Source organism: Winogradskyella litoriviva (assembly GCF_013249065.1).
Lineage (GTDB): Bacteria > Bacteroidota > Bacteroidia > Flavobacteriales > Flavobacteriaceae > Winogradskyella > Winogradskyella litoriviva.
This window is the reverse complement of sequence record NZ_JABRWQ010000001.1, coordinates 539239-559484: the sequence shown is the minus strand read 5'-3', so window position 1 is coordinate 559484 and position 20246 is coordinate 539239. Positions and strand designations below refer to the sequence as shown.

Sequence of the window (20246 nt, the reverse complement as noted above, 5' to 3'; positions counted from 1 at the left end):
TTTTGTGTTTAACTTTCAATGGCTTCAACAATAGTTTTTTCAACTTGCTGAATTAATTCGGCCTTATCAGTAAAGTTAGTAATTTCTAAGGGCTTATGCACAGTAAATTTAATATGATTTCCTATTCCCATCGGAAAAGTGCCATAGCGCAACATCTTCCAAGAGTTATTTACAGTAATGGGAACAATTAAAGCAGAGGGTACTTTTTTCATTAACATTTCTAAGCCTTTTGTTTTAAATGGCCTTGGTTTACCATCTTTACTTCTTGTACCTTCAGGAAATATTACAGCTGCTCTTTTCGTTTTTTCAATATACTCGCCAAATTTCATCATGGCAGGTAAGGCTTGTCTTGGATTTTTTCGGTCTATTAAAACGGAACCACCATGACGTAAATTATAAGAGATACTGGGAATGCCTTTTCCTAGTTCTTTTTTAGAAACAAATTTTACATGATGTTTGCGCATATACCATAATATTGGTGAAATATCGTACATGCTTTGGTGATTAGCAACAATAATTAATGGTCGGTCTGTGCTAATATTATATGGATTATTGAAAGATATTTGAGTACCTAAAATATTAAGGCATCGCATTATGGCAAATTGTAAAACGTCTACGGCATTCTTAAGGCCTTTATAACCAAATGTTTTGTGGCAAAACCACTGTATAAATTGAAAAACAACTAAGGTTAAGCCAAAGCATAAATAAAAAAGAACCGAAAGAGGATAGGCGAGTATTTTTTGCACAACAACGAGGTTTAGTGATACAAAAATAACTAAATAACTAAGTTTTTAAAGTTTAAAAAATAGGAATACACTTATTATCTTCGCAAGTAAAGCCAGTTGGTTCAATTGGTACTGAACAATCAGAAATCGCTCCACAAATTTCATTGTAATTATTTTCTAGTTCATTATATTCATTAACCATAATAATTAGTTGCTCAGTATCTATAGATGTTGTGTAAATAAGATATTCCCAAGGACCACCACATGGTTTAGAACCAAAGGCTATGTATTGACATTCAAATTCTTCGCTACAAGTTGAAGTTGCTGCGTATTCTTCAATTGTAATTTTTAATTGTTGTAATTCTGCAATCATTTCTTCGCATGTTACAGGATCGTCGTCAGGTAGACTGCAAGCAATAAAGATTGTACTTGTTACAATTATAAATGTGAGATAAAAAATAATTTTTTTCATGTGAATAGTTTTAAGAGGTTTTTCTAATTTAAAAGAAATAGAAAAGAATTATAGAGATGATGCGTCTAAGACTATAGTTTTAAATTGATTCTTAAAATTGTACTCATCTGAAAGACTAGTTTGATTCAGCCAATTTGAAATGTTAGAATAACTGGTATCTCCTTTAAATTCAGAATCAGTAATTAACATTGAAAACGAGGCAACACTTGCTGTAAATTTCATAAAATCTGAAGATTGACTAAAAGCAACTTCTTGGTCGTAGATATCTAAAGTCATTGGAATACTAGTATCAGTATCTGGTAGCTTATATCTCACTGCAATTGTAAAAGCTTTTTCGTTAAGAAGGTTGGCCTCTACAGTTGGTACAATTTCGTAAATCGCTGTTATGTTTTGGTTGGCACCAATCTCTCCAGCATCTTCTGTGTCATCTTCAAAATCTTCTGTATTTAAGGCTCTGTTTTCATAGCCAATTAGGCGATAAGTATCAACGATTTCTGGATTAAATTCTACTTGCACTTTTACATCTTTAGCTACTGTAAAAAACTTACTATAATCATAAATAAAGACTTTTCTTAATTGCTCTATAGTATCAATATACTCATAAGTGCCATTGCCTTTGTTTGCAATTTGTTCTAATGTACCGTCATTAAGATTTCCACGTCCAACTCCTAAAACCGTCAGAAAAACACCTAAATCTCGCTTTTCTTCAATTAAACTTATTAAGTCATCTTGGTTGCTAATGCCAACATTAAAATCGCCATCCGTACCAATTATAATTCTATTATTTCCATTAGTAATAAAATTCTCAATAGCAATATCGTATGCGGTAATAATACCTTCTGCACCAGCTGTGCTACCTCCAGAACCTAAGCTGTCAATAGCATCTTTAATTGTTTGCTTATTAGAACATGCTGTAGATGGTAAAACAAGACCTGCAGAACCAGCATAGGTAACAATGGCAATTTTATCTGTATCAGAGGTTTGGTCTACAAAATCTTTAAAACCGCTTTTTAAAAGTTCTAATTTGTCTTCACTACCCATAGATCCTGATACATCTATTAATAATACAAAATTTGAGGTTTGTGTATCATTTAGGTTTAAAGGTTTGGCTTTCATGCCAATTCTAAACAGTTTATGATCAGTATTCCATGGACAAGAACTGATCTCACCATTTAAATTGATAGGATGTGTAGCATCATTATAGGCGTAATCTAAATTGAAATAATTAATGAGTTCTTCTGTTCTTACAGCCGCAACAGGAGGTAATGATTGGTCTTGTTGAATATATCGTCTAATATTGGAATATGAAGCACCATCAGCATCTATTGAAAATGTAGAAATAGGAATGGTTTCCGTACTAATGAATTGGTTTTCTCCATTCTCATTATATTGATCTCCGGCAAATTCAATATTGTAAAAATCTACGTATGATTCAGTGTTTGTTTCGTCATATTCACAAGAAAATAGAATTAAAATAAAACTGAGAATAATTGGTTTGATTGATTTCATGATATGGCTTTTTTAATAGATGAAGAAATCATGAAATGGTTGCGTCTAAAACAAAAAAAAACCACGAGTTATTTCGTGGTTTTTTAATCTATTTATGAGACTTGTCTTAGCAATACTCGTTATAAGCATCTTTTAGATTTTCTGCAATTAATTCTGCAGGACGACCTTCAATATGGTGACGCTCTAACATATGTACTAATTCTCCATTTTTAAATAAAGCCATACTTGGTGAACTTGGAGGAAAAGGAATCATGTGTGCTCTAGCTGCATCAACGGCTTCTCTATCAACACCTGCAAAAACAGTTACAATGTTATCTGGTTTTTTAGTATTATCTAAACTTATTCTTGCTCCTGGTCTAGCATTTGCTGCAGCACAACCACAAACAGAATTTACAACGACTAAAGTTGTACCTTCTTTTGCCAGTGCTTCTTCTACGGCTTCTGCTGTATGTAATTCTTCAAAACCTACGTTAGTTAAATCCTCACGCATTGGTTTTACTAATTCTGCTGGATACATATTTCTATATTTTAATTATTCTTAATTTGAATTGCAAAGGTAATGAAAAATTATAGGCATTGCATTGTCTATAGTTAGCAGTTTAAATGCTACTATTAATGTTTTGAATAGTAACAAAAACAACAAAATATAGACTAACAAATAGTATATTTGAATTTCAAAAAAATAAATAAATATGAGTTTTGCAAAATGGATTGGTGGCGCTTTAGGTTGGTCTTTTGGAGGTCCAATAGGTGCTATTATAGGATTAGCTATTGGTAGTTTTGTTGATAATTTAACTGAGAATGGAACACCTTTGCTTGGTGAACGTCAAACTGGGAGAAGACAGCGAGATCCTTATAGAACAATGCCAAATTATGGTAAACGTACATCGTCTCGTCCAAAAACACAATCTGGTGATTTTGAGGTGAGTTTACTGATTTTAGCTTCTATTGTTATAAAAGCTGATGGTAAACAAGACGAAAGAGAACTCGACTTTGTGCGTCAGCAGTTTACCAATATGTATGGAAAAGACAGAGCAAATAAAGCTTTTGAGTTGTTTAAACGCATTACTAAACAAAATATATCTACACGCCAAGTTGCTACTCAAATTAGGCAAATGATGGATCATGCATCGCGTTTGCAATTGCTGCATTTTTTATTCGGAATTGCGAAAGCCGATGGTCATGTTACCGAAGATGAGTTAAGACAGATTTATACTATTACAGGTTATTTGGGCATTAGTAGTAAAGATTATGAAAGTATTAAAGCTATGTTTTACAACTCTAGTGATAATGCATACAAAATTCTTGAAATTGATAAGTCTGTCTCTGACGATGCAGTTAAAAAGGCCTACAGAGCCATGGCTAAAAAATACCATCCAGACCGTGTTGGTCATTTAGGTAAAGAACATCAAGAAGGTGCAGAAGCTAAGTTTAGACAAGTACAAGAAGCTTATGAGCATATTCAGAAGGAGCGTGGGTTTAAATAACTACCCTCTAAACAAAAAGAAATCATCTTTCATGTCTTCAATCTGTGCATCTTCGTTTGTAATTATATAATCGATGGCTTTTGAGGTAAAATCATCACCTTTTTTGGTTAATGAAACAACATTGTTTTCAATTTGAATCATATTATTTTTCTGTGCTAAATCTAGAACTGTTTTTGCTCGTACTTTTTGCCAATTAATATGTTCGTAAAGGTGATTGACGTGTCGTTCTTTAATTTCATCGTGGTTCTTTAGATGCAATAAAAATGTAAGAAGAGACACTTCTGTTTGTTGTTGTCTTTCTCTATACATTACAGCAATGATTCCTTTTGATGGTGCAAATAAATAAACTAGTAAAAACACTAATCCTAGAACTGTTGTAATTGAGCCAGCTATTGAAGCATCTAGCCAATGTGCTACCCAATAACCAAAAATTGCACTAAAAATCCCGAAACATATTGCTAAAGCTAGCATTTTCTTTAAATCTGTGGTCATTAAATAAGCCGTAGCAGCAGGTGCAATCATTAAAGCTACCACTAAAATAGCGCCAACAGCATCAAAAGCTCCAACAGTGGTAATTGATGATACTGACATTAATCCGTAATGAATAATAGCTGGCGAAAACCCTAAAGAAGCGGCCAAGCCTTTGTCAAATGTACTTACTTTTAATTCTTTAAAAAATAGGACTAATAAAGTAATCGTAACGAGTAAAATAGTACCTACAACCCAAAGCGACTTTGGACCAACATCTGTGCCTGCAATTAGTAATCTGTCGAAGGGAGCAAAAGCTAATTCTCCCAATAACACGGCATCAACATCTAAATGAACATCATTAGCATTTTTAGCAATTAAAATAACACCAATACTAAACAATGCCGGAAACACTAAACCTATGGCTGTATCTTCTTTTACTAATCCTGTTTTTTGAATATACTCAACCAATACCACAGTTATAATTCCTGTAAATGCGGCTAAAAGAATTAATAATGGTGAGTTTAAATCTTGTGTGATAAAAAAGCCCACAACAATTCCTGGTAATATAGAATGGCTAATAGCATCGCTAATCATCGCCATTTTTCTCAGCACTAAAAATGTACCAGGAATAGCACATGCAACAGCAACGATAGTCGCTATAAGTTGTATTTCTATTTGTGCGCTACTCATCTTCTGTAGTTTGTTTAGTGTACAAATTCTCTGCAGTTTCAAAACCTGTTTTAGTTAAACTCCACATGTTTCCATTTAATTTTACGTAATCTTTTTCTACTAATTTTTGAAGAGTACTTTTTGTATAGCCTTGAAAATTATTAAGTAATTTAATTGTATGTGGATGCGAAATGTCTTGGTGTGTTTCCGCAATATGATGCATAAAAGCAAGTGTTTTATGTAATTCTAAATCGCGTCGATTCTTTATAAACCTAATTTGCTTAAATAGTAATCCACGACTTGGTGAAAATATAAATGAGAATGCTACAAATACAGCTGCGACTAATACAATTACAGGTCCTGTAGATAGATTATTTTGGCTTGCACTTATTGCGGTACCAAAAACACCAGAAAAAGCACCAAAAATTGCTGCCAAAAATACCATTACGGATAAACTATTTGTCCATTGTCTTGCAGCAGCTGCAGGAGCCAAAAGCATAGCGCTCATTAAAACAACACCAACGGTTTGAAGGCCCAAAACAATAGCTAAAACTATAAAAGTGGTGATAAGAATATCTATAAATTTAGTGTTAAAGCCGAGTGTTTTGGTATAATCGGCATCAAATAATAGGATTTTAAATTCTTTCCAAAAGGTGAACATTACTAAGAGACAAATACCTGTGACAATTGCCATTAGCCAAACATCACTTTCTACTAAAGTTGCTGCTTGCCCAAAAAGATACTTATCTAAGCCAGCTTGGTTAGCATTAGGTTGTTTTTGAATGAAAGTGAGTAGCAACATTCCGAATCCAAAAAACAAGGAAAGTATTAATCCTAATGCGGTATCCGATTTTAAATGGGTTTTAGTAATGATTCCTCTAATCCAAAACGTACCAATTAAGCCACTAATTAAAGCTCCAATGAGTAGCGTATTAGTATCTTTTGCACCTGTAATTAAAAAAGCTATGGCGATGCCTGGTAATGCTGCGTGCGAAATAGCATCACCCAATAAACTTTGTTTTCTTAGCACAGCAAAACTACCCAACATACCGGTTACAGCACCTAAAATGGCCGTTCCTAAAGTAATTGTTCTTAGGGTATAGTCTGTAAAAACGAGTTCTATGTATTCTAAAAAGTCTATAATGTTTAATTTTTAATAGGTGTACATATTTCTATTAGAAACCCGTTATTATCTCTTAGGTATCCAACTTTTTGTCCCCAAGGTTTCTCTTTTATACTCTCGTAAAGTATAGCTCCAGCGTTTATTGCTTTTGCAAAATCGTCTTCTATATGTTCTGTCGTAAAAGCCATTTCTATTCCATTTGGTTTGTCTTCTTTTGATAGCTTTTTAAATTCGCTTTTAAAATTTGATTCTGCTAAAGAATTTGAAGCAAAAGCAATTGTTGTTTCGCCCGAAATTAATTCGCCATAATCATTTTCTGGAGTGATGAATTTTTTTTGAAACCCGAATGCCAATTGATAAAATGAAATTGTCTTTTGGACGTCCTCTACATATAAAATGGTGTATGCGTATTTCATATTTACGGTTTGTTAATTCACTTTTATTCTTGAATACTCACTTTATAATTAATACCGTAAGTTTTCGTTAAATTATCATCATTAAAAATGTCTTTTACAGGTCCTGTGGCAATTTTTTTCACGTTTAAAAAGGTGACCCAATCAAAATATTCTGGTACTGTTTGTAAATCGTGATGAACTACGATTACCGTTTTTCCTGCTTTCCTTAATTCTTTTAAAATATTAATAATAGCAATTTCTGTGGTTGCATCTACACCTTGAAAAGGTTCGTCCATAAAATAAATGGCTGCGTTTTGAACTAATGCTCTTGCTAAGAAAATACGTTGTTGTTGCCCACCAGATAGCTGACTTATTTGTCTACCTTTAAAAGCCAACATTCCTACTTTTTCTAGTGCTTCTAATGCTGCTTTTTTTTCTTTTTGACCAGGACGTTTTATCCACCCTAAACTACCATATGTTCCCATCATCACAACATCTAGAGCTGTGGTTGGAAAATCCCAATCAACACTTCCCTTTTGAGGCACATAAGCCACTAATTGTCTTTGCTTCTCATAAGGTTTACCATAAATAGAAACACTACCTGCTATGGGTTTTAAAATACCTAAAATAGATTTTATTAGTGTAGATTTTCCTGCGCCATTTGGTCCTACAATAGCCATGAGCACGCCTTCAGGGATTTCTAAATCAATATCCCAAAGTACAGGTTTGTAATTGTAAGCTACTGTTAAATCATCGACTTTTACGGCTATTTTTGGTTTCATAATAATCGTTATTACATTAGAGCACTTATAATGGTTTTAATATTGTAGCGATACATACCAATGTAAGTGCCTTCTTGTGTTCCTTCAGTTCCCAATGCGTCTGAGTATAATGTTCCTCCAATTTTAACATCGTGTCCTTTAGATTTTACTGCTTCTTGCAGCGCTTCTATGGTTCTTCTAGGTACAGAGCTTTCAATAAAAATAGACTTTACTTTTTTATCAATAATAAAATTGGCTAATTTTTGTACATCTTGAACACCTGCTTCCGTTGCAGTAGATAAACCTTGTAAACCAACCACGTTAAAATCGTAGGCCTTACCGAAGTAATTGAAAGCATCATGAGCTGTTACTAGAATTCTTTTTTCAGGATCTAAACCATTTACGGCATCTTGCACTTCTTCTTTTAAATTTTCTAATTCAGCTAAGTAACGTTTTTCATTGGCTCTAAAGGTTTCAGTATTTTTTGGGTCTTTTTCGCATAAAACAAGTGTTACCTTTTCTACAAATTGCTCAAAGAAATTAATATTAAACCAAACGTGTGGGTCATAATTTGAAGCAAAATAGTCCGAACCGATAAGTCGGTTCTTATTAAGTTCATTTGCTAATGCAATTGGTGTTTTGTCTGCACCTTTCATTTTCTCGAAAACTTCTACTAGTTTGCCTTCTAGATGCAATCCGTTATAAAAAATGACATCTGAATTTACTAATTTAGAAACATCACCTTCACTTGCTTTGTATAAGTGTGGATCTACACCAGCTCCCATTAAACCTTGAACATTTATAGAATCTCCTCCAATGTTTTTTACTAAATCTGTAATCATTGTTGTAGTGGTTACTACATTGAGTTTTTTATTGACTTTAGTGTCGTTATCGTTTTTACAGGCTGTTAGAATGATAGTTATAGCGAAGAGAATAATTACTTTTTTCATGTATCTAAATGTTTATTACGAAAGTACTAAAAATCGGTGGTTATTTTAACTTAAATCTAAGGCCAAAAAATAAACGAATGCCTTGATTTGGTCCGTAAACATATGAAGGGTCAAAGGTTAGTGCATATGGGTTGTCTGCAGTAACAATAACTTCGCCATTGGCATTAAACTGAACGTTCTCATCAAAAGGGTCATCTGATCTAGCTATTATAAACGGATTTCCCTTATTGGGTGTCCAGTTTAATAGGTTTTTAACACCAGCATAAAATTCAATATTTTCTAATCCATCGTATGTCATTTGTATATTTTGAGTACTCCATGTAGGTGAATATTCTTGCCTTGGGTCTAAATCACCAAGAAGAGGCAGTCGCATTGGTCCATAAATGTTTCCGGTATAATCTACAGAGAGATTTGTTGGGTAATTTTTATAACTAAAAGACCATACTCCAGAAAATTTCTCAGTTAAAATTTGTCTAATATGTTTTTCGTTTTCAGTTTGTGAGACATCTTGGTATGTTGCACCTATAGATGCTTTAATTCCGCTGTTTAAAACAGCATCAATATTTAAACTAAAACCTTTTGATGTAGAATAGCCATCTAAATTATCGTATATAATCTGATTAGGGTTGGTATCATAATCTGGAATAATTGCATTTGTAAAATGAGTATACCAAGCAGAAGTATCAACCGTAAAATACATCCCATTTTTTAAATATATTTTTTTTAAATAATTAAGTGTTACGTTATATGATTCTTCTGGTTTTAATTCTTCCTCTATTATAACGTCTCTTGCTCCTGTTAGTGCTGCGTGCTCTTCGGTAAATAAATTTACGACTCTAAAACCTGTCCCAGCATTTAATCTAATAATATCATTGTTTGTTGGTTTGTATTTGTAGGCAATTCTTGGCGTAATAATATTACTATGTCTGTTATCATAATCATAACGTATGCCTAGTAATAAACTTTGTTTTTTACTGAATTTGATTTCATCTTGAAAAAATAATGAAGGAATAGTAACCTCGTCTGCATTGAGTGTTGCTGAGGTATTATCATTGTAATAATTATAGCGGATTGCAGAGCCAAAGAGTAAATCGTGTTTATTGATTGTTTTATCCCAAATAAACTGACCAAATGCAATACGTTGTTGTGCTAAATATGGTGTATCTCCATAAACGGAGTTTTGATTATGATTAGAATATGAAAATTGAAAATTTACTTTTTCGCTTATTGGTAGTTCATAATTTCCTAGAATTTCAAAACGAGAGGTATAAATACTTTCTCCATAAACCTCGTTTCCGCCTCTATCAGCTTTAGTCCATTGCAATTCTCCTCCCCAACGATCTTCGTAAAAATAGCGACCAGCTAGAGATAATTTCTTTTTACTTGTTCTTTTAAAGTCCCATTTCTGAAAGATAGAAATACGGTCTTGTAGCGTTAAATCAGTAAAATTGTCGTTATTATTGTCAATAATATTATTGTATTTAAAATAGTTGGTGCCAAACAAAACAGTTGCTTTTTCGCCCACGTTTGCCTTAAAGCCTGTATCTAAATTTACTTCTCCCAAACCTGTAACAAAGCCATCTGCAAAAAAACGAGGTGCATTTTCTGGTAATTTTGTAATAACATTTATCAATCCTCCAACAGCTTCACTTCCGTATAAAGAAGATGCTGGTCCTTTTACTACTTCAATTTGTTCTATTAACGAATTCGGAATTCCGGATAAACCATAGACCGTAGATAAACCACTTACAATAGGCATTCCGTCGATTAAAACAAGTGTATAAGGACCCTCTAAACCATTTATGTGTATATCTCCTGTATTACAAACATTACAGTTTAGTTGTGGACGAACTCCATTTACATTTTGTAGTGCTTCAAAAATATTAGGGGTTGGATTTTTCTTTAAAAATGTTGGAGTATAGACTTCAACAGGAACAGGGCTTTCTAATCTGGATACTGCTTTTAATGTTCCTGTAATTATAACTTCTTCTAGATTTTCGCTTTCATTTAAATAGAAGGTTACAAAAATAGTTTTGCTAGATACCTCTATAATTTGTTTTTGTGTTTTATAGCCTGTAAAAGAAGCAACAACAGCGTATGTTCCTTTATCTACATTTTTAATTATAAAGTGACCCTTTTCATTTGTTATAGCTCCTTTTTCGGTGGTTTCTATATATACATTAGCAAAAGGGAGAGGTTCTCCATTGGATAAAACTTTTCCTTCTATATTGTAAGCGGATTGCGCATTTACGGAAGAACATAATATTAAAAATATTAATTTGATTAGTTTCACCTTGAATTATTTTAAAGCAAATTTAAAATAAAATTTAGATAAGACTAAAAATATTTTAAGAAATATATATTTTCTATATTTGTAGTAGACTTTTATCTTATGATTACACTTACAGAAGAAAACTATATTAAGGCTATTTATCATCTTGGAAATAATGGCGAAAATATTGTAAATACAAATGCTATTGCTGAGGAAATGCGCACTAAAGCATCCTCGGTTTCAGATATGATTAAAAAATTATCAGAAAAGAACTATGTAGATTACAAAAAATATCAAGGTGTAACATTAACAGCAGACGGAAAGTTTGTTGCTATAAATATTATTAGAAAACACAGGCTATGGGAAGTTTTTTTAGTGGAAAAGTTAAACTTTTCTTGGGATGAAGTACATGAAGTAGCGGAACATTTAGAACATATTAAATCTGAAAAATTAATTAATCAGTTAGAAGCTTTTTTGGAATTTCCTAAACATGATCCTCATGGAGACCCTATTCCTGATAAAGAAGGTAACTTTCATCATATTGAAAAAATAGTATTATCTAAAGCGGAAATTGGGACTGTTTATAAATGTGTAGGAGTAGATGATACGTCTACAAGTTTTTTAAAATATTTAGATAGTAATAAAATTGCTTTAGGAACATTAATTACAATAATACATAAAGAACCATATGATAATTCTATAAAAATAAGACTAGATGATACTGAAATAGTGGTTTCTCAAAGTGTTGCCAAAAACCTTTATTTAGAGATGGTTAATTAAGTGCTTTAGATATTTTGAATACTTACCATAATGTTAATGACATCCACAACCATCGTCGCCTCCACATGGTTTAGCTGGTTTTTTCTTAGGTGACCAAATAAATTTACGAACTAAGAATACAAGAGCAAATGCCAGTGCTGAAAAGACTAATATATTTTGAATTAGTGTATTCATTTTAGTTTTGGTTTAGATTTTACAAGTCCAGATATAAGAATGCCAAGACCTAAGCCAACCAAAATTCCCATAAGAAAATCTACTAAATCATTTTGCAACTCTAATTGATTTAGTATAATTCCGGTTGCAATCAGTATTAAGCCAAGACTTATTCTGTATTTATTCATTATAATCATCTATTTTAATACTTGATAGGCGATTAATGCTACAATATACGCAAATCCACTCATAATTAGTAATTGATACATTGGCCATTTCCAAGAATTAGTTTCTCGTTTTACAATAGCAAGTGTACTCATACATTGCATAGCAAATGCATAAAATAATAACAGTGAAATACCAGAAGCAAAGTTAAATAAAGGGCCACCAAGAACAGGATTTACCTCACCTGCCATTCGGTTTTTTATAGTTTCTTCTTCGTCACTACCAACACTATAAATAGTCGCTAAAGTTCCAACAAATACCTCACGTGCAGCGAAAGAGCTCACAATGGCAATTCCTATTTTCCAATCGTAACCTAAAGGTCTAATAACTGGCTCAATAGCATGGCCTGCAATACCGATAAAGGAATGCTCTAGTTTATGAGATTCTATTTTTTGGTTTAATTCTTCTTCAGTTAGATTATCTGAGGCATATTGTTCTGTAACTATACGCTCAGCATTATTAAAGCTATCACCAGGACCATAAGATGCTAAAAACCAAAGTACAATAGAAATGGCAAGGATTATTTTACCTGCACCAAATACAAAGGCTTTTGTTTTTTCTAAAACTGTTAGTGCTACATTTTTAAGTAAAGGTAATTTGTAATTTGGCATTTCTACCACAAAGAAACTTTTACTTTTTATTTTTAAAACTTTATTTAAAATCCATGCAGATCCAACAGCAGCTCCAAAGCCAATAAGATATAGCAACATTAGAGTTAATGCTTGGTAACTAAGACCAAAAACACGACCTTCTGGTATAACAAGAGCTATAATTATTAAGTATACTGGTAATCTGGCTGCACAAGTTGTAAATGGCGTAACAAGGATTGTTATTAAGCGCTCTTTCCAACTTTCAATATTTCGGGTTGCCATAATTGCGGGAATTGCGCATGCTGTACCAGAAATTAATGGCACAACGCTTTTTCCGCTGAGACCAAAACGCCGCATAATTCTATCCATTAAGAATACAACACGACTCATATATCCACTTTCTTCAAGAATAGAGATAAATAGGAATAAAAAAGCAATTTGTGGAATAAAAATTACAACACCTCCTAGTCCAGAAATTATACCTTCTGCCAATAGATTGGTGAATGCACCTTCTGGTAATGTGTCTTTTGTCCATTCACTTAATGAGGCAAATGAATTGTCAATAAAGTCCATTGGAATACTAGACCAATCATAAATAGCTTGAAAAATAGTTAAAAGAATAACACCAAAAATTAAATATCCCCAAACCTTATGCGTTAAAATTCGGTCTAATTTAATGCGTAAGTCTTTTGCCGATTTAAGGTCTATAGTTTGTCCTTTTTTTAGCGTTTCATTAATAAATTGGTATCGCTTTATAGTTTCCTTTTGCTGAAGACGTTTCAAATCTGTTTTAGATTTGGTTTTAAAATCTTCAACAGCATCGTAAGTTTTACGGTCTGTTTTTCCGAAATTAACATCTTGGGTAATAACTAGCCAAAGTTTGTATAATAACTGATGCGGAAAAGCTTTTCTTAAATTATTAAAATAGGTCGTATCTATAATAGATGCATCTAAACAAGCTTCTACAGAAAGCTCTTTGTGTGAGGCAATTAATTCTTTTAGTTTATTAATTCCTTTGTTCTTTCTTGTACTTATTAAAGCAATTTTAGTTTTTAATTGTTGTTCTAAATATGGAATATCTAATGAAATACCTTTATATTCCATTCTGTCAGACATATTAATCACTAAAATTGTAGGAATCTGTAAATCTTTAATTTGAGTAAATAATAATAGATTTCGCTTTAAATTTTCTACATCACTTACAACAACGGCAACATCTGGATAGTCTTTATCAGTTTTATTAAGCAGTAATTCTATGACTACGTTTTCATCTAAAGAAGATGCATTTAAGCTATACGTGCCTGGTAAATCTATAATGTGAGCTTTTACACCTCGAGGTAGTTTACAAATACCTTCTTTTTTTTCTACAGTAATACCAGGATAATTACCTACTTTCTGGTTTAAACCTGTAAGGGCATTAAAAACAGATGTTTTCCCAGTATTTGGATTTCCTATTAATGCAACATTAATCTGCTTACTCATGTATAGTTTCAATTATGATATGAACAGCAGTTTCTTTTCTAATTGCTAAATGCGTTCCATTAATATTTAGATACATTGGGTCTGCAAAAGGGGCAACTTGCACAAGCTCAACCGAGTTGCCTGGTAAACAGCCCATTTCTAGAAGTTTTAATGGAATATGAATAGAAGACACATCAGTGATTACACCTTTTTGTCCTCGTTTTAATTCTGCTAATGTCAATCGTTGCTTATTTAGAATAGTTTTAAAGAAGCAAAAGTAAGAGAAATTTATTAGTGTAAAAAACTACGCTATGAATATTTAATGGCTTTTCAAATTTATTACAAGTCGTCAAAATATTTTAACGTTTTAATATCATCTAATATACGCTCAATATCTTCTGGTTTTGTACCATCATAGAAACCTCTAATTTGGCGCTTTTTATCTATTAGCATAAAATTTTCGGTATGAATCATATCATATTCATCGCCATTACCATCAGTTTTTACAGCTAAGTAACTTTTTCTAGCAAGTTCGTAAATTTGTTTTTTATCGCCAGTTACTAAGTTCCATTTGCGGTCTATAACGCCTTTTTCTTTGGCATATTTTTTTAATTGTGCAACACTATCAATTTTAGGAGTTACTGAGTGTGATAGTAGCATAACATCATCATCATTTATAATTTCCTTTTGTATTTGCTCCATGTTTTTAGTCATTACAGGACAAATGGTTTGGCAAGTTGTAAAGAAAAAATCTGCGACATATATTTTATTCTTATAATTTTCTTGCGTTATAATTTCGCCATTTTGATTGATTAAACTGAAATCGGCAATTTTATGATATTTTAATTGGTGTTGAATAGTGCTATCTACTAATTCTTCACTTACCATGGCTGGCTGATAAATAGGCAATGGCTGTTTTACATTTAATACATTATAAATTATTGTTATAATTATAATACAAAGAACCGAAAAGAAGATTGCAAAATTTTTATAGCCCTTAAAAAAAGAAAGAAATGACATTATCAATAAGTTAGAGAAAGTTGAGCAGCAAAAATACGACCGAATCTCAATAAAAGCTTTATTTTTAACATTAAAATGAGTGCTATGAAACGATTTTTGGGATGTATTATCTTCTTATTTGCTATACAAACAAATGCACAAGATTATCATGAAAACTTAAAAGCTATTCGGTCTTCTGAAGCTAATATGGCATTACGTCAAATGATGAATACCATAAATGCAAATACAGCAAACTATGATGTTAAATATCATCGATTAGACTTAAATGTTAATCCAGCGGTATCTCAAATTTCTGGTGAAATCACAACGTATTTTGAAGCGAACGAAGCCATGACCGAAATTACTTTTGATTTGGCAGATAATATGACGGTTACTCAAGTTTTACAACGTGGTGCTAGTTTAAGTTTTGTACAAAATACAGATGATGAATTAGTTATTACATTACCAACTACACAAGCACAAGGTATTTTAGATTCTTTATCTGTAATTTATTCTGGTAATCCAATTAGTTCTGGTTTTGGGTCTTTTGAACAAACTACGCATAATGGAGACCCAATAATGTGGACACTTTCTGAACCTTATGGAGCTAAAGGTTGGTGGCCTTGCAAACAAGATTTAATAGATAAAATTGATTCTATAGATGTACTTGTCACTACACCAGAATTTAATTCTTCAAATGAAACTTATGTTGTGGCTTCTAATGGATTAGAAATTAGTCAGGTGGTTGAGAATTCTGAGAAAACTACTCGTTTTAAACACCGTCATCCCATTCCTGCTTACTTAATTGCTTTTGCTGTAACCAACTATGAGGTTTATTCACATACAGTTCCTAATAACGGAAATCCATTTGATATAATAAATTATGTATATCCAGAAAGTTTAGTAACAGCGCAAACCAGTACAGAAATTACAGTAGATATTATGGATATTTTTACTGATTTGTTTGAAGAATATCCTTTTTCAGATGAAAAATATGGCCATGCACAATTTGGTTGGGGAGGAGGAATGGAGCACACCACAATTTCATTTATGGGTGGTTTTAGCAGAGGGCTCATAGCTCATGAACTTGCACATCAATGGTTTGGAAATAAAATAACATGTGGTAGCTGGAAAGATATTTGGTTAAATGAAGGTTTTGCGACGTATTTGGCAGCACTAGTAATAGAAGATTTAGATGGTGAAGCTAATTTTAAAAGTTGGAGGCAACAATCTATTAATAGTATAACCTCTCAACCAGATGGAGCCGTTTATCTTACGGATCAAGACACCACAATTGTTGAGCGAATCTTTAGTGGTCGATTAAGTTATAGTAAAGGCGCAATGGTTTTGCATATGTTAAGGCGAAAATTGGGTGATACACCATTTTATCAAGGTTTACAAGATTATTTAGACACGCCAGCTTTAGCGTTTGATTTTGCGAAAACAGAAGATTTTATTGACGTGATGGAATTATCTACAGGCGAAATTTTAGATGAATTTTTTAATGATTGGATTTACAATGAAGGCTACCCAAGCTATACAGTGAATTGGGATCAAAATGGAAATCAGTTAGAATTGCTTGTTTCGCAAACCCAAAGTCATTTATCAGTGTCCTTTTTTGAAGCAGGTGTCCCAATAAGGGTTATAGGAACTTTAGGGGAAACATTAGATATTATTTTAGACCACACTAATAATAATCAGCAATTTTTTGAAACCATTAATTTTACGGTTCAAGAGGTTTTGTTAGACCCAGATTATCATCTTATTTCAAAAAACAATACTGTTACCTTAAGTGATTTAGAATTTGAATTTAACGAAGATATTAGTGTGTATCCTAATCCAACATCATCAGTCATTCATATTTTAAAACCAGAACAATTAGAAATAGAAAGTATAAAAATATATAATAGTTTAGGCCAATTGTTAGTACAATCTAAATGGTCTTCTCAGATAGATCTAAACGAGATAGCATCAGGTTTATTATTTTTACAAATTAAAGCAGGAGATAAGACTATCAACAAAAGAGTTATAAAAAATTAGGAAAGAAATTCATCCAAATTAGGTCAAATAATTTAATAAAAATTTTTGATTTAAAAAACGTACTTTTGCAAATCGAATTTTGAAATGACGACATGGAATTTATTATAAAGATATCTCAATTTTTACTCAGTTTATCCTTGCTTATAGTGTTGCATGAGCTTGGACATTTTATACCAGCCAAACTTTTTAAAACTAAGGTTGAAAAATTTTATCTCTTTTTTGATGTTAAATTCTCTCTTTTTAAGAAAAAAATAGGAGAAACCGTTTATGGTATTGGTTGGTTACCTCTAGGTGGTTATGTAAAAATTGCTGGTATGATTGATGAAAGCATGGATAAAGAAGCCATGGCCAAACCACCACAACCTTGGGAGTTTCGTTCTAAACCAGCTTGGCAACGTTTAATTATAATGTTAGGTGGTGTAACTGTAAACTTCATTTTAGCATATTTTATCTATGTAGCATTGTCTTTTGTTTATGGAGATACAGATGTTACTACAGATAGCATGAAAGATGGTTATTGGATAGAAAATAAATTATTATTAGACGTAGGCTTTAAAACTGGAGATAAGATTGTAGCCATTAATGATCAGAAAGTTAGTACTTATAGTGAAGTAAGGAAAAACTTAGTTAAAGGTGAAAAGTATTCTATAGTAAGAGATGGTAAAACTAAAGAAATTGTTCTTCCAGAAGATTTCTTAGGTCAATTGTCCTCAGCAGAGAGAGAAAATGGAACCTTTAGATTAAGAATACCATTTATGGTAGGTGATGTACCAGATACATCATTAAATAAAAGTGTTGATATTAAAACGGGAGATATTTTACTCTCACTTAATGGGCAAAACATTCGTTATTTTGATCAAGTTGCAGATAAACTGTTACAGTACAAAGATCAATCAGTAAAGGCGACATTTTTAAGAGGTGATGAGAAAATAGACCGAACTTTAGAAGTAAGTGACGATGCCAAATTTGAAGTTGGTCTTGCAACTCATAATTCTAGATTTGCAGAATTAGGTTATTTTGATATTATCCATAAAGATTATACGTTTTTAGAAAGTTTTGGAGGAGGCGTAGATAAATTTAAAGAACAAGTAACAGATTATTTTGGTCAATTAGGAAAGATATTTACACCAAGTACAGGAGCATATAAAGGGGTAGGCGGATTTAAAGCTATTTTCGATGTTTTCCCGGATCAATGGATTTGGCAAGATTTCTGGGGATTAACAGCTTTTCTATCTATTATGTTAGCAATACTTAATTTATTACCAATACCAGCTTTAGATGGTGGACACGTAATGTTTTTGCTATACGAAATGATTTCTGGTCGTAAACCAAGTGAGAAATTTTTAGAGCGTGCACAAATGGTAGGTTTCTTTATTTTAATTGCTTTGGTATTATTTGCAAATGGAAATGATATTTTTAAAGCCATCACTAAATAATTTTTTATTTTAACATAAAAAAATATAATTTCATTTTGTTTGAATAAAAAAAATGATTTATATTTGCGCTCGCTAACGCGAAAAATAACCTTCCTCTTTAGCTCAGTTGGTTAGAGCATCTGACTGTTAATCAGAGGGTCCTTAGTTCGAGCCTAAGAAGAGGAGCAAACAAAGCCATTACGAAAGTAGTGGCTTTTTTGTGTTTACTATATTGTATTTCTATCTTAAAAGAGCTAATACAATTTCTATGTACAGGTAAAGTCAACTCCTTATATTTTATTAATTATTTAATTTCGCTAAGCTTCAAAATTTCCTTTTTATATTTACAAAAACTCTTTTTATGATTTTTAAAAAGCACCTTCTGTATTTAACTTTATTTCTGCTTGTATTTGTAAATAGGGATGTTAAAGCACAAAACCAAAACGATAATTTTACAGAAATGACTTCAAAACTAATTCAACCGCCATATTTAAAAGCTGGTGATACTGTTGCAATTGTTGCACCTTCAGGAATTTTAAAAAATAGAGAACGTGAAGTACAACAAGCTACAGATTTACTTAAAACTTGGGGATTGCATGTTATTGTAGGTAAACATGTATTTAGTAAGGCAAATCATTTTGCTGGTACAGATGATGAACGTTGCGAGGACTTGCAAAATGCTATGGATAATCCTAAAATTAGTGCTATTTGGTGTGCAAGAGGTGGTTACGGAACAGTTAGAGTTTTAGATAAATTAAATTATACAGAATTTAAGAAAAACCCAAAATGGGTTATTGGTTATAGTGATATTACAGCTTTGCACAACCAAATTCATAACAAAGGATTTCAATCCCTACATGCATTAATGTGCGTAAGTTTAACCAAAGATTTAAGTGAGGTTAAAGAGGCTATTTCTACGTTTAAATCTGCAATTTTTGGCAACCCTGAGAATTACACTTTAGAAGGGTCTAAATATAATAGAATAGGAGAAACCTCTGGTGAAATTGTTGGTGGAAACTTAACTATGTTACATACCATGTTGGGTTCTGATACCAGCCTTGATACTACTGATAAAATCCTTTTTATTGAAGAAATTGGCGAATATAAATATCATATTGACCGTATGTTACAAAGTATGAAGCGTGCAGGATATTTTGATAATTTAAAAGGGCTTGTAGTTGGTGATATGACTAAAATGCGTAAAAACACGACGCTTTGGGGAACTTCTGTAGAGCAATTAATACTTGATGCTTTAGCAGAATATGATTTCCCAATAGCTTTTAATATGCCTGCAGGACATGAAAAAGACAATAGAGCCTTGGTTTTAGGTAAAACGGTAGGCTTGAAGGTTACAAAGGCTAAGAGTGAAGTTATTTATAAAGATTAAAAATGGCGCAACACAACGAACTTGGTGCATTAGGTGAGCAATTAGCAACTGATTATCTGTTAGCAAAGGGTTATGAGGTTGTAGTGCGAAATTTTGTATTTCAGAAGGCGGAAATAGATATCATTGCAAAGCATAATAATACCATGATTTGTGTTGAGGTAAAAACTAGAAATTCTGACTTTTTTGGAGATCCACAAGAATTTGTAACTCCAAGTAAAATAAAATTGTTGGTAAAAGCAATGGATGCTTTTATTACTGAAAATGATATAGACTTAGAAACTAGATTTGATATTATTGCTGTTTTAAAGAACAAAACTACGGAGTCTTTAACGCATTATGAAGACGCTTTTTATCACTTTTAA

The 20246-nt window shown here is 32.2% G+C and carries 21 protein-coding genes and 1 tRNA gene; 7 read left to right on the top strand and 15 right to left on the bottom strand.

Annotated features, from left to right (window positions below):
• Window positions 1-8: 8 nt before the first annotated feature.
• The 4 genes from HNV10_RS02345 to HNV10_RS02330 form a co-directional block, all read right to left on the bottom strand.
• Complete coding sequence (locus tag HNV10_RS02345; protein ID WP_173299716.1) at window positions 9-746, bottom strand: lysophospholipid acyltransferase family protein; 738 nt, start codon at window positions 744-746, stop codon at window positions 9-11.
• Between the two features lie 52 nt (window positions 747-798).
• Window positions 799-1197, bottom strand: a complete 399-nt coding sequence (locus HNV10_RS02340; RefSeq protein WP_173299715.1) for a hypothetical protein — start codon at window positions 1195-1197, stop codon at window positions 799-801.
• 48 nt (window positions 1198-1245) lie between these two features.
• On the bottom strand, window positions 1246-2706 hold the full coding sequence (locus HNV10_RS02335) for a vWA domain-containing protein (protein WP_173299714.1): 1461 nt from the start codon (window positions 2704-2706) through the stop codon (window positions 1246-1248).
• Window positions 2707-2812: 106 nt separating this feature from the next.
• Entirely contained in the window at window positions 2813-3223 is a 411-nt protein-coding gene (locus tag HNV10_RS02330) for a BrxA/BrxB family bacilliredoxin (protein WP_173299713.1), read from the bottom strand.
• 175 nt (window positions 3224-3398) lie between these two features.
• Between HNV10_RS02330 and HNV10_RS02325 the strand changes: the two genes are divergently transcribed.
• The gene (locus tag HNV10_RS02325) at window positions 3399-4193 is read left to right on the top strand and encodes a TerB family tellurite resistance protein (protein WP_173299712.1); all 795 of its coding nucleotides are present in this window, start codon (window positions 3399-3401) and stop codon (window positions 4191-4193) included.
• Here HNV10_RS02325 and HNV10_RS02320 read toward each other — a convergent pair whose 3' ends face one another.
• Genes HNV10_RS02320 through HNV10_RS02295 form a run of 6 tightly spaced genes read right to left on the bottom strand, consistent with a single transcriptional unit; the run spans window position 4194 to window position 10855 of the window.
• Entirely contained in the window at window positions 4194-5354 is a 1161-nt protein-coding gene (locus HNV10_RS02320; RefSeq protein ID WP_173299711.1) for a metal ABC transporter permease, read from the bottom strand.
• Window positions 5347-6474, bottom strand: a complete 1128-nt coding sequence (locus tag HNV10_RS02315; RefSeq protein ID WP_173300046.1) for a metal ABC transporter permease — start codon at window positions 6472-6474, stop codon at window positions 5347-5349. Before HNV10_RS02315 ends, HNV10_RS02320 begins: the two co-directional genes overlap by 8 nt.
• Window positions 6475-6479: 5 nt before the next feature.
• A complete protein-coding gene (locus HNV10_RS02310) occupies window positions 6480-6872 on the bottom strand; it encodes a VOC family protein (protein WP_173299710.1) in 393 nt (130 codons plus the stop codon).
• Between the two features lie 23 nt (window positions 6873-6895).
• Window positions 6896-7633 carry a metal ABC transporter ATP-binding protein gene (locus HNV10_RS02305; protein WP_173299709.1) on the bottom strand — a complete coding sequence of 246 codons (738 nt, stop codon included), beginning with the start codon at window positions 7631-7633 and terminating at the stop codon, window positions 6896-6898.
• 11 nt (window positions 7634-7644) lie between these two features.
• Window positions 7645-8562 carry a metal ABC transporter solute-binding protein, Zn/Mn family gene (locus HNV10_RS02300; RefSeq protein ID WP_173299708.1) on the bottom strand — a complete coding sequence of 306 codons (918 nt, stop codon included), beginning with the start codon at window positions 8560-8562 and terminating at the stop codon, window positions 7645-7647.
• 40 nt (window positions 8563-8602) lie between these two features.
• Entirely contained in the window at window positions 8603-10855 is a 2253-nt protein-coding gene (locus HNV10_RS02295) for a TonB-dependent receptor (RefSeq protein ID WP_173299707.1), read from the bottom strand.
• A 99-nt stretch (window positions 10856-10954) separates the two neighbouring features.
• Here HNV10_RS02295 and HNV10_RS02290 point away from each other — a divergent pair, with 99 nt between their 5' ends.
• Window positions 10955-11614, top strand: a complete 660-nt coding sequence (locus HNV10_RS02290; RefSeq protein ID WP_173299706.1) for a metal-dependent transcriptional regulator — start codon at window positions 10955-10957, stop codon at window positions 11612-11614.
• A 33-nt stretch (window positions 11615-11647) separates the two neighbouring features.
• Here the strand turns inward: HNV10_RS02290 and HNV10_RS02285 are convergent, their stop codons facing one another.
• The 5 genes from HNV10_RS02285 to HNV10_RS02265 form a co-directional block, all read right to left on the bottom strand.
• A complete protein-coding gene (locus HNV10_RS02285) occupies window positions 11648-11788 on the bottom strand; it encodes a FeoB-associated Cys-rich membrane protein (protein ID WP_173299705.1) in 141 nt (46 codons plus the stop codon).
• Window positions 11785-11955 carry a hypothetical protein gene (locus HNV10_RS02280; RefSeq protein ID WP_173299286.1) on the bottom strand — a complete coding sequence of 57 codons (171 nt, stop codon included), beginning with the start codon at window positions 11953-11955 and terminating at the stop codon, window positions 11785-11787. Before HNV10_RS02280 ends, HNV10_RS02285 begins: the two co-directional genes overlap by 4 nt.
• 9 nt (window positions 11956-11964) lie before the next feature.
• Window positions 11965-14064, bottom strand: coding sequence for a ferrous iron transport protein B (feoB, locus tag HNV10_RS02275; RefSeq protein WP_173299704.1), 2100 nt, complete (start codon window positions 14062-14064; stop codon window positions 11965-11967).
• On the bottom strand, window positions 14057-14284 hold the full coding sequence (locus tag HNV10_RS02270; protein WP_173299703.1) for a FeoA family protein: 228 nt from the start codon (window positions 14282-14284) through the stop codon (window positions 14057-14059). The genes feoB and HNV10_RS02270 overlap by 8 nt, the downstream gene beginning before the upstream one ends.
• 98 nt (window positions 14285-14382) lie before the next feature.
• Entirely contained in the window at window positions 14383-15063 is a 681-nt protein-coding gene (locus tag HNV10_RS02265; RefSeq protein ID WP_173299702.1) for an SCO family protein, read from the bottom strand.
• A gap of 84 nt (window positions 15064-15147) precedes the next feature.
• Here HNV10_RS02265 and HNV10_RS02260 point away from each other — a divergent pair, with 84 nt between their 5' ends.
• The 5 genes from HNV10_RS02260 to HNV10_RS02240 all read left to right on the top strand — a co-directional run bounded on the left by HNV10_RS02260 (window position 15148) and on the right by HNV10_RS02240 (window position 20246).
• Complete coding sequence (locus tag HNV10_RS02260) at window positions 15148-17082, top strand: M1 family aminopeptidase (protein WP_173299701.1); 1935 nt, start codon at window positions 15148-15150, stop codon at window positions 17080-17082.
• Window positions 17083-17174: 92 nt separating this feature from the next.
• Window positions 17175-18518, top strand: coding sequence for an RIP metalloprotease RseP (gene rseP / locus HNV10_RS02255; RefSeq protein ID WP_173299700.1), 1344 nt, complete (start codon window positions 17175-17177; stop codon window positions 18516-18518).
• Between the two features lie 91 nt (window positions 18519-18609).
• Window positions 18610-18683: transfer RNA gene (locus tag HNV10_RS02250), tRNA-Asn, on the top strand.
• 175 nt (window positions 18684-18858) lie between these two features.
• Window positions 18859-19884, top strand: a complete 1026-nt coding sequence (locus tag HNV10_RS02245) for a S66 peptidase family protein (protein WP_173299699.1) — start codon at window positions 18859-18861, stop codon at window positions 19882-19884.
• A 2-nt stretch (window positions 19885-19886) separates the two neighbouring features.
• A complete protein-coding gene (locus HNV10_RS02240; protein WP_173299698.1) occupies window positions 19887-20246 on the top strand; it encodes a YraN family protein in 360 nt (119 codons plus the stop codon).